Origin of the sequence: Streptomyces avidinii (assembly GCF_014650695.1) — a bacterium.
In the GTDB taxonomy this organism is placed as follows: domain Bacteria; phylum Actinomycetota; class Actinomycetes; order Streptomycetales; family Streptomycetaceae; genus Streptomyces; species Streptomyces avidinii.
The window spans coordinates 95000-105668 of the sequence record NZ_BMVL01000009.1; the positions used below are offsets into that span (position 1 = coordinate 95000).

9 protein-coding genes are annotated in these 10669 nt (G+C 72.9%); 4 read left to right on the forward strand and 5 right to left on the reverse strand.

Translation table 11 applies throughout. The features are described from left to right. Nucleotides 1-38: 38 nt before the first annotated feature. Entirely contained in the window at nt 39-1601 is a 1563-nt protein-coding gene (locus tag IE257_RS23545; protein ID WP_308279493.1) for a VWA domain-containing protein, read from the reverse strand. Between the two features lie 309 nt (nt 1602-1910). Here IE257_RS23545 and IE257_RS23550 point away from each other — a divergent pair, with 309 nt between their 5' ends. Continuing rightward, on the forward strand, nt 1911-3998 hold the full coding sequence (locus IE257_RS23550; protein WP_189971742.1) for a PhoX family protein: 2088 nt from the start codon (nt 1911-1913) through the stop codon (nt 3996-3998). Between the two features lie 99 nt (nt 3999-4097). Here the strand turns inward: IE257_RS23550 and IE257_RS23555 are convergent, their stop codons facing one another. The 4 genes from IE257_RS23555 to IE257_RS23570 all read right to left on the reverse strand — a co-directional run bounded on the left by IE257_RS23555 (nt 4098) and on the right by IE257_RS23570 (nt 9074). Then, nucleotides 4098-5387, reverse strand: a complete 1290-nt coding sequence (locus IE257_RS23555; RefSeq protein WP_189971744.1) for a sensor histidine kinase — start codon at nt 5385-5387, stop codon at nt 4098-4100. Beyond that, nucleotides 5375-6076, reverse strand: coding sequence for a hypothetical protein (locus tag IE257_RS23560; RefSeq protein ID WP_229920621.1), 702 nt, complete (start codon nt 6074-6076; stop codon nt 5375-5377). Before IE257_RS23560 ends, IE257_RS23555 begins: the two co-directional genes overlap by 13 nt. A 93-nt stretch (nt 6077-6169) precedes the next feature. After that, a complete protein-coding gene (locus IE257_RS23565; RefSeq protein ID WP_189971746.1) occupies nt 6170-8164 on the reverse strand; it encodes an FUSC family protein in 1995 nt (664 codons plus the stop codon). A gap of 82 nt (nt 8165-8246) precedes the next feature. Then, a complete protein-coding gene (locus IE257_RS23570) occupies nt 8247-9074 on the reverse strand; it encodes a hypothetical protein (RefSeq protein ID WP_189971748.1) in 828 nt (275 codons plus the stop codon). A gap of 125 nt (nt 9075-9199) precedes the next feature. On the opposite strand from IE257_RS23570, the gene IE257_RS23575 reads away from it, so the two are divergent. The 3 genes from IE257_RS23575 to IE257_RS23585 all read left to right on the forward strand — a co-directional run bounded on the left by IE257_RS23575 (nt 9200) and on the right by IE257_RS23585 (nt 10645). Then, on the forward strand, nt 9200-9673 hold the full coding sequence (locus tag IE257_RS23575; protein ID WP_189972112.1) for an RrF2 family transcriptional regulator: 474 nt from the start codon (nt 9200-9202) through the stop codon (nt 9671-9673). 102 nt (nt 9674-9775) lie between these two features. Continuing rightward, nucleotides 9776-10174 carry a RidA family protein gene (locus IE257_RS23580; RefSeq protein WP_189971750.1) on the forward strand — a complete coding sequence of 133 codons (399 nt, stop codon included), beginning with the start codon at nt 9776-9778 and terminating at the stop codon, nt 10172-10174. A gap of 66 nt (nt 10175-10240) precedes the next feature. Next, on the forward strand, nt 10241-10645 hold the full coding sequence (locus IE257_RS23585) for a hypothetical protein (protein WP_189971752.1): 405 nt from the start codon (nt 10241-10243) through the stop codon (nt 10643-10645). Nucleotides 10646-10669 lie beyond the last annotated feature (24 nt).

A 10669-nucleotide genomic window follows, 5' to 3' on the forward strand; every position in this document is an offset into this window, starting at 1 on the left:
CCTGCGAGGAGAGGGGCGCCGCCCTCGTTCTGCACGTACTAGAACTGCTCCAGGACGCCCTTGGCCAGGGCGGCGGAGGTCAGCTCGGTGGGGGCGGGGCCGGCGTGGAAGAAGCCGGCGTTCTCGGCGTCCAGCTTGCGCAGGAAGTCGAAGGCCTTGGCGTCGTGGTCGCCGAAGGCGACGAACTGCCAGCGGACCCCGGGGGCGGCGGTGGCGGCGTCGGCCAGGGCCTGCCGGGCGGGCTGGCGGTTGTCGGGGGCGCCGTCCGTCTGGAAGACGACCAGGGCCGGGCCCTCTCCGCCGTCCTTCCGGTAGCGCTCCAGGACGGCCTCCACGGCCACGTGGTAGCTGGTGCGGCCCATCCGGCCGAGCTCGGCGTGGCGGGTCTCGACCCAGGCGGCGTCGTAGCCGTCGAGGGTGAGGTCGGCCGTGCCGTCCACCTCGGTGGAGAAGAACACGGTGTGCACCGTCGCCGCGTCGTCGAGGTGCGAGGCGAGGGCGAGCGCGTGGTCGGCGAGGTACTGGGCGCTGCCGTCCTTGTAGAACCCGCGCATCGACCCGGACCGGTCCAGCACGAGGTACACCTTGGCCCGCGCCCCGGTCTTCCCCTTGCTGCGCAGCACCTGACCGACGGCCTTGTACGCCCCGACGACCTCGGGAGCCCGCCGCTTGACGACGGCCAACGCCTGCGCCGGCACCTCCGCCTCGGGCTGCGCCGCCTCGGACTGCTCCGCAGCGGGCTCGGTCGCTTCGACGGCGACCGGCTCTGCCTCGGGCTGCGCCTCGGGCTGCGCCTCCGGCTGGGTGGCCTCGGCGGCGACCGGCTCCGCCGGGACCTCGGGCTCTGTCGCTTCGACGGCGACCGGCTCTGCCTCGGGCTGCGCCTCGGGCTCGGTGGCCTCGGCGGCGACCGGCTCCGCCGGGACCTCGGGCTCGGTGGCCTCGGCGGCGACCGGCTCCGTCTGCGGCGTGGTGTCGCCCTGCGGCGCGTCCGCGTCGGGCTGCTCGGCGGGAGCCTCCTGAGCCTCCGGCCGGGCGGCGACCGGCTCCGCCTCGGGCTGCTCCGCAGCCGGCGTGACCGGCTCGGCCTCGGCGGCAGCGGGCTCGTCCTGCGCCTCCGGCGCGGTGGCTTCGGCGGCTGCCGGCTCCGCTTCGGTGGCGACCGGGGCGGGCTCGTCCTGCGCCTGGGGCGCTTCAGGCGCGACGGCGGTGTCCGCCTCGACCTCGGCAGCCGCCGGTTCCGCGTCCGGCTCGGTGGCCGGCTCCGCGGCGGGGGCTTCGGCCTCGGCCGGTTCGGCCCCGGCCGGGGTGGGCTCCGCCGGGGGTGCGGGGGTTTCTCCGCCGGGCTTCGCCGCAGGCGCCCGGCGGGCCTCCGGGACCGTCGGGTCCGCCGCCTGGGCGGGAGCCGTCAGGACGGTGCCGGGCTCCCGGTCGCGCGGGGTGGACTGCGGCGGAACCGTGGGGTTGTCGAAGGACGCCGCCACCAGTTCGGCGGCAACGTCCAGAGGGGTCCGTTCCGCCTGGTTCGGGACAGCGGCCGAAGGGGTGTCCGTAGTGTCCGGAACGGAGTCCGCGGACCGTCCGAATACCTTGCGCAACAAGCTCCGAATACCCATGGGCCAGGCCTTTCGCATGTGTGCGTGCGTCATTTGTCCGTGCTGCGCGGATGATCCCTGCCCAGAGTGGACACGTAAGGTTATCGGCCGCCCGGCTGGATCTTCGGCAGGGGCGCCTTTCGTGGCGTCCGGCTCCCACACACCCGCACACCGCTCCTGAACTGCCGCTCCGACGTGCCGGGTTCACCGACCGTTCATCCCCGCGCCGCCGCTTCGGCGCAACCCGGGCCTACCGTCACGGCTGGATCGTACCGACGCGTTGTCGGCGCCCACGCAGCTACTCGGAGGACACTCGTGCGCAAGCTTCTGCCGTTCATCGGCAACCCGCATGGGAGCGGCCGGTCCGCTCTCACCTGTCGTTACCGCTGTGGCGACGCCTGCTTCCACGAGGTGCCGAACACGAGCGACAACGAGTATGTCGGCGATGTCATAGCCCGTGCCTACTCCCGCCGCTCGATGCTGCGTTCCGCCGCGGTCGTGACGGTCGCCACCGCCGCCGGTTCCGCCGTGGCGTTCGGCGGCTCGGGGCAGACCGCCCATGCCACCCCCTGGGCCGATGCCGCCGCCGCGGGCGCCGGCAAGAACGGTGAGGCCGCCCGTGGTCTGCGCTTCAAGGCCGTCGCGCCGAACACCGACGACAAGGTCACCATCCCCGAGGGCCACGACCAGAACGTGGTGATCCGCTGGGGCGACCCGATCATCAAGGGCGCCCCGGGCTTCAATCCGGACAAGCAGACCGCCGCCGCACAGGCCGGTCAGTTCGGCTACAACAACGACTTCCTGAGCCTCCTCCCGCTCGGCGGCGACTACGAGCGCCAGCAGCTGCTCGTGGCCAACCACGAGTACACGGACGAGATCCTCATGTTCAAGGGGTACGACCCGGCCAACCCCACCCGCGAGCAGGTCGAGATCGCATGGGCCGCGCACGGCCTGAGCGTGGTCGCCGTCCAGGAGGACCACCGCAGCGGCAAGCTGACCGCGGTCGGCCGCCACCAGCTCAACCGCCGTCTCACGGCCACCAGCGAGTTCAGGCTGACGGGTCCGGCGGCGGGCAGCAGCCTGCTGAAGACCTCGGTCGACCCCACCGGCACCAAGGTGCTCGGCACGCTCAACAACTGTGCCGGCGGCACCACCCCGTGGGGCACCACCCTCCACGGCGAGGAGAACTTCAACCAGTACTTCGCCAACGCCGGCCAGGTCACCGAGCCCACCCAGGCCGCCCGGCTGAAGCGTTACGGCGTGACCACCGGCGCCTCCGAGCGCAAGTGGGAGCGGTTCGACAAGCGCTTCGACGTGGCGCAGGAGCCCAACGAGTCGCACCGCTTCGGCTGGGTCGTCGAGCTGGACCCGTACGACCCGCACTCGGTCCCACGCAAGCGCACCGCGCTCGGCCGCTTCAAGCACGAGGCCGCCCAGCCCCGGCTGACCGAGGACGGCCGCCCGGTCATCTACATGGGCGACGACGAGCGGTTCGACTACTTCTACAAGTTCGTCTCCTCGAAGCAGATGAAGAAGGGCAATTCGCGTGCCGCGAAGGAGCACAACCTCACGCTGCTCGACGAGGGCACCCTCTACGTCGCCAGGCTCACCGGTGACTCCCCCGCCGCCGAGCTCGACGGCACCGGCAAGCTCCCCACCGACGGCGAGTTCGACGGCTCCGGCGTGTGGATCAAGCTGGCCACCGGCAACGTCTCGCACGTCGAGGGCATGACCGCCGAGGAGGTGTACGTCTTCACGCGCCAGGCGGCCGACAAGGTGGGCGCCACGAAGATGGACCGCCCGGAGGACGTCGAGCCCTCGCCGCGCACCGGCCGCGTCTACATCGCGCTGACGAACAACACCGACCGCGGCAAGCCCGGCAAGGAAGGCGCCACCGAGGCCAATCCGCGCAACCTGAACAAGCACGGCCAGATCCTGGAGCTCGCCGAGAACTTCGACGACCCGGCGGGCGACGGGTTCGCCTGGCGGCTCTTCCTGGTCGCCGGTGACCCCAACGACCCGGCGACCTACTTCGCGGGCTTCCCGAAGGACAGGGTCAGCCCGATCTCCTGCCCGGACAACGTGGCCTTCGACCCGCACGGGAACCTGTGGATCTCCACGGACGGCAACCAGCTCGGCTCCCACGACGGCCTGTTCGGTGTCGCGACCGCCGGTGAGCGCCGCGGTGAGCTGAAGCAGTTCCTGACCGTTCCGCGCGGCGCCGAGACCTGTGGCCCGCTCATCCAGGACAAGCGGGTCCTGGTCGCCGTCCAGCACCCGGGCGAGATCGACGGCGCCTCCGTCGAGAAGCCGCAGTCGGTGTGGCCCGATGGCCCCGGCAAGATCGTCCGCCCGTCGGTCGTGTCCGTCTGGCGCAAGGACGGCCGCAACATCGGTGTCTGACCGGAGCAGTTGACCCGAAGAACCCCAGGGGCATGTTTCACGTGAAACATGCCCCTTGGGCGCCCGATCCGGACAACCCGCCCTATTCGCCCGATCCGTTCAGTTGCTCGTCGGCACCCTGCCGACGGGGAGCCGGAGCGTCGTCACCGCGCCCCCGTCGGGCGCGTTGGCGAATCCCACCTCGATCTCCAGCACCGCCGCCTGCCCCATCACGATCGTGAGCCCCAGGCCGTGGCCGCGCCCGCGTCCCGGGTCGCCGGTACGGAAGCGCTGCGGGCCCTGCTCGATCAGCTCGGGCGGATAGCCGGGCCCGTGGTCGCGGACCACCACCACCGGGCCCTCCACGGTCACCTCCACCGGCGGCCGGCCGTGCTTGCCGGCGTTGACCAGAAGGTTGGCCAGGATCCGGTCCAGTCGGCGCCGGTCGGTGACCACCACCGTGTCCTGGACCACCCGTACCGAGGCGGCCGACCCGGCCTCCGACGTGGGCGCGCTTCCCCCGGCGGCCGCGGCGACGGCGCGTTCCACCGCCCGGCCGAGCTCCACCCGGGCGAGGTCGGCCCGCTCGACGCCCGAGTCCAGCCGGGAGATCTCCAGCAGGTCCTCGGTCAGCAGGTGCAGGGCCCTCAGCCGGTTGTCGATCATTTCCTTGGGCCGGCCCTCGGGCAGCAGCGCCGCCGCGGCCAGCGACCCGGTGAGCGGGGTGCGCAGCTCGTGCGCGACATCCGCCGTGAAGCGTTTCTCCGCCTCCAGCCGCGCCTGCAGGGAGGCCGCCATCGAGTCCAGGGCGTGCGCCACGTCCCGTACCTCGTCGCGCGAGCCGCGCGGCCCGGGATCGTCCCCCTCGGCCGGGAAGTTCACCCGGGCGTCCAGATCCCCGGCGCTGATCCGGCGGGCCACGGCGGCCGTGGTCGCGAGCCGCCGGCTGATCCGGTCGGCGAGGAACAGGCCGGCCAGCGCCACCACCCCGGCCGCGAGGACCGCGGAGGCCAGGATGGCCGTGTCGGTGTCCCGCAGCTGTTCACGGGTGCTCCCGAAGGGCAGCCAGACCGCGAGGGCCTTGTCGTCGGCGGGTCCGGCCGCCCACATCACGGGCTTTCCCTGCTGCAGGCCGACCATGCTGCCGGTCTGGCCGCGTGCGACGAGCCGGCGCAGCGGCCCGGGGAGGTCCGCCGGGTCGAATGCGGCGTTCACGTCGCCGTGCGCGGTGCCGTACTCGTAGTGGCCCAGGGCGTGGTCGAGCTCGGTGGCCGCGGCCTTGCGGACCTCCCCGACCAATTTCCGGGCGACCACGTTGTGCACCAGGATCCCCAGCGCGGCGGCGACCATGCAGCACACCATCGTGGTGGTCAGGGCGATCTTCCAGCGCAGGCTGCTCAGCGCGCGCATCGCGACCCGTCCCCGTGCGGAGGGGTCTGTGTGAGCCCGGAGCAGTCGTCGAGGGTGAGCTGGGAGAGGTTCATGATCCCGGCCTTCGGGTCCCACACGTAGTCGGAGACGGCGACGTAGTCGGGATTCGTCGTGGGTTCGCGGACCGCCAGGTGTTCGGCGGCCACCTCCACACCCTCCAGCACCGCGCGCCGGGACAGGATCCGGGCGATGCTCCCGTCGTCCTGGACGGTGTAGACGCGCAGCTCGCTGAGCCGGCCGTCGATGTCCAGGGCCGTGATGAGTTCCTCCCGGCCGTTGCCCGTCAGGTCGTGCAGGACCGCGGGGCGCACCGGGCAGTCCGGGCCGCCGTCCACAGCCTGTGTGCAGAGCGCGAGCCGCTGGACGGCGCGCGGGTCGACGAGCCGGCCGGTCCCGCCGTCCTGCTCGGTGGCGGAGGTGATGTCGGCGCGTACGACCGACAGCGCGTTCACCCCACGCATGCTCAGGTCGGCGACCTTGGGCAGTCCGGGGACCACGGCGGCCGTGCCCGGCTTCTGGTCGGCGGCGGGTGGATCGGGACGGCTGTCCTTCCACAGGCTCTTCGGGGCGTGCACGGTGCCGAGGTCGCCCTCGCTCTGCAGTCCCTCCACGTCGGCGCACCCCGCCAGGAGTACGGCGAGGACCATCACGGCCGGGACGCGGTGCATGCTCCGATGCTGCCCCGTGCGACCCCGCCCGGCCCGGGAGGCGGCCCATTCGGGGGACGCCCGATCCGGCGCGGCTCCGCGCCGGGGCGGCGCTCAGGACTCCGGCCGGGTGATGGCCAGGGCGGCAGCGATCTCCTGGTGGACGGGGGCCAGCACGCTCGTCCTCTCGCCCGCGGGCCCCGCGTCGACCCGTACCGGGGTGGTGCTGCTGCGCACGCGCACGGCCAGCTCGCGAAGCTGCCGCGCGATCGACTCCACCTCCTCGGCGGGGGGTGGGGCGGCGCCGTGGTTGACCCGGACCCGTGCGGCGGTGGTCGCGTCCACGATCCGCTCGACGGCGACCACCAGCGGCCACCAGGCGGCGGCCCGGGCCCCGGTGGGCGGCGGCTCGGTCAGCGCCCGCTGGAACTCGCTGCGCACGCCCGACAGGTCCCGGTAGATGCGCCGCCGGGCCTGGAGGCGGGCGGTCCGGGCCGCCGCGAGCGCGGCCTCGTCCGCCACCGGGGCGAAGGCCCGTTCCACGTAGCGGGCGGCGTCGTCCACGGTGTCGGCGAGCCGGTCCCCGATCCGCGTGTGCCAGCTCTCGGGCCACAGCAGGTATCCCGCGACGAGGGTGATGGCGCAGCCGATCAGGCTGTCCACCAGACGGGGGCGGATCAGGTCGAAGCCCTGGTGGTTGAGGAGGTCGGACAGGAGCAGGATCACCGGGGTGATCGCGGCCGTCTGGAAGGCGTAGCCCTTGACGGAGAAGGCGGGGATCAGCCCGGCGAGTACGACCATCACGGGGACGTCCCACCAGCCGCGCGGCACCTCGGCGAGCACGGCGGCCGCGACGACCAGTCCGCCGGCGGTGCCGAGGGCGCGCAGTACGGCCCGGGAGAACACCGAACCGAAGTCGGGCTTGAGGACGAAGGTGACGGTGAGTGCGACCCAGTAGGACCGCTCGAATTCGATCACCGATACGAGGGACTGCGCGATCCCGATGCACAGCGCGAGCCGCAGCCCGTACCGCCAGGAGGCCCGGGACAGCACCATGTCGCGTACCGCCCGCCGGGCGCGCACGCGCAGGGCGGCGGGCCGGCCGAGCCGGTCGTCCACGTTGTCCAGGTCCGGCCGGGCGATGTACACGATCTTCGCGGCGTGGCGCAGGGCCGCGTCGACGGCCCGTTCGGCCGGGGTGTCGGCGGCGGGCAGGTCCAGTACGGGGGTTCCGGTGCGGCCCTCCGCGACGGCGTCGGCCAGGTCCCGTACGGCCGCCGGGATCTCGGGCGGCAGCGGCCGGCCGCGCAGGTGCGCGGCGGGCGCGGCCTCCACCAGCGGGATCACCACGTTGAGCTGGGCCAGCAGCCGCACCAGGGAGGGGCTGCGCCCGTGCACCCGGGCCCGGCGGCCGAGCACCAGGTCGTAGGCGTGGTTGATGGCCTGGGTGACCTGCTGGCGGCGTTCGTCGTACACGGCGCCGGGGCCGCCGGCCGCCTCCAGGGCGTCGGCCAGGGCCCGGTAGGTGTCGGCCACGGCGGTGCGCTCCGGCTGCCGGCGGCGCAGCGGCCAGCCCAGCAGGGTCAGCGCGAGGACGAACAGTCCGCCCGCAGTCAGCAGCAGCGGGGCCGTCCACCAGGGCTGGGGCAGCGGCAGCCCGGCGCCGATCACGGCGTTGAGCAGGAGCAGCAGTCCGGACACGGAGGCGACCGTGCCGATGGAGGAGATCATCCCGGAGACGAGGGCGATGAGGGTGAGTGCTCCGACGGCCAGCCAGCCGTGCCCGTAGACCAGGGTTCCCAGGGTCACGCCGACGGCGCCGAAGAGCTGCGGGACGGCGATGTTGAGGACCCGCATCCGGTAGGCATCGGCGGTGTCGCCGATCACCCCGGCGAGGGCGCCCATGGAGGCGAGGGCGCCGTACTCGGGTTCGTCGAGGGCGAATCCGACGGCGAGCGGGACGGCCATCGCGATCGAGGCCCGGACCACGGCGGCCCACGGGACCGGTGCGGCACTGGGCTTCAGCCCGTTGAGAAGCCAGGAGGGCGGAGCCAGGGGACGGTGCCGGGCTCGCCGCGACGATATGTGTTCGGTGCGTTCGGTGCTCATTCCCGCTTCCGTGCCCGCCGCTCGCGAATCGGTTCTTCTGGGATCTTCTGCGCTGTTCCGTTTGTGTCGGTACCTTCCGAGCTTATGGGGTGCGGCGCAGTCGCCCCAGCACCCATGCGGCCAGCGCGGCGGCGAGCCCGATCAGCAGCACCACCCAGGCGGTGGTGCGCAGGTAGGCGGTGAGGGCGTCGTACACCGCCCCGGCGGCCGGCCGGTCGATGTCGGCAGGTAGATCGTCCAGGGTGAGCCGGCGGCACACGTCCACCGCGAGCCACAGGAGTACGGCGCCGACCGCCAGTCCCACCCCGGTGGCGATAACGGCGCGCCGTCGGTGGACGGCCACGGCGATGGCCGCGGCGGCGAGGACCAGGGTCAGCACGGGGAGCCAGACGCCGGCCACTTCGAGCATGTGGAAGCCCTTCCGGAGAGCGCCGAGATTGTCGTACTCCATGACCTTCACGGTCAGGTGGGTCACCGGGATGCGGTCGGCGAAGGGCACCTCGTCTGCGACGAGGTCGCCCCTGACCTGGGCGATCACGGGTGCGAGGTCGATGGTGAGGGCGTCGCCGTGACCGGTGGTGAGTGCGTGGCGGAAGGCGGCGTGGGCGGCGCGGTTGGCCGCGTCCCAGGCGGTCCGGTAGGCGTCGGTGCCGGCGAAGGAGTGCAGGGCCTCGCCGAGCAGGGTGTCCACCCCGATCTGGAAGGGCCCCGCGTCGATCTGGCCGGCCAGGGCGCGCGTGACCTGGGTGACGACGACCTCCTGGACCTTCGGGTTCTCGGCGAGGGGGGACATGGCGGCGGTGTACCGGTCGGCGTTGCCCAGCTCGCGGTCGGCCCAGTACGCGACGGCGCTCGCGGGCACCAGGAGGGCCACGAGCACGATGAGTACCGCCGACAGGATGGTGCGCACGTCACCAGGGAAAGCGGACGCGGGGCCGGGCGCGAGCGGTGTTGCTGCGGGTGGGTGGTGGGCCGTCGGACGGCGGGGTCCCCTTGCGCCCATAATCCTGGACATTTAATATCCAGGATATGAAGATGAGTGAGGGTGTCGAGTGGGCGCTGCACAGCTGCGTCAACCTGGCCTGGAGCGGTCCGGACCGGGCCGTGTCGGCGGCGCGCCTCGCCGCGTGGCACGACCTGCCCGCGGCCTACCTCAACAAGCAGCTCCAGGCGCTGGCCCGGGCGGGCATCGTCACCTCCACCCCCGGCCCCCGGGGCGGCTTCCGGCTGGCCCGCCCGCTCGACGCCATCTCGCTCATGGACGTGGTCGCCGCCGTCGAGGGGCCCGAGGAAGCCTTCCGGTGCGCGGAGATCCGGCAGCAGGGTCCCGGCGCGGGTGCCCCGGCGGCCCATACCGCCGACTGCGCCATCGCGCACGCCATGACCCGGGCCGAAATGGCCTGGCGCAGGGCGCTCGCCGCCCAGAACCTCGACGAGATCCGGCAGCAGGCCGAACGGCAGGCCCCCGAGGCCCCCGAGCGGCTCCGCGCCTGGCTCGCCGCGCGGTAGCCGCACCACGGCCGACCGCACCCCGGGCACGGACACCGGCACGGCAACAGACACCGGCACGGACACAGCAACAGGCACGGACACGGAATCAGGGAGCTCGGCATGACGCGCAGCATCATCAACCCGGCAGGACTCCACACCCCGACCGACTACGGCTACAGCCACATCGTCTCCGCACCCGGCGAGCAGGTCTTCATAGCCGGCCAGTACGGCTCCGACGAGCACGGCCACGTCGTCTCCGAGGACTTCGCCGACCAGGTCGAGCGGGCCTTCGCCAACCTCCGTACCGCCCTCGCGGCTGTCGGCCTCGGCCCCGGCGACGTCCTCCGCATCGGCACGTACACCGTCGGCCACGACCAGTCGAAGCTGGAGATCCTGCTGAAGCAGCTGCACGCAACCTGGGGCACCGAACTGCCCGCCCAGACCCTGATCGGCGTCGCCGCACTCGCCCTTCCCGGCATGCTCTTCGAGATCGACGCCGTGGCCGTGCGCACCCCCTGACCACTGATCCACTTGCCGCTCGGGGGTGGCGGGTGTGCCCTGGATGATGGGAGAGAGGAGCCCGTCATGGCACATGCGGCACCCACCGCCCTCGGGCGGCACCGGCAGTCGGCGAACATGACGCACCTGAGCAAGGGCGCGTACGTGAGGCCACTGCTCCTCGGCCTCGTCTACGGCGTCTGGGCCGCCTTCATGAAGCGCCAGATGGGCCCGGTGGACGCGGGCAACGTCTTCTACGGGATCCTGTGCGGCGTGCTCTTCGCCGGGATCATGTTCGCCCTGGCCCGGATCGGACCCCGCCTGAAGCGGGAGGTCCACGCCGCCGCCTACGGCGCCTTCGGCGGTATCGCCGTGGGCTACCTGCACAGCCTCACCAACCAGTCGATCCTCAAGGCCGTCGTGGTCGGTCTTGCCGTCGCCGTCGGCGTCGGAGCGATCGCGTTCTACCGCTACTACACCCACGAGGACTGAGGCGGCCGACCGGCGCGCGCCGGT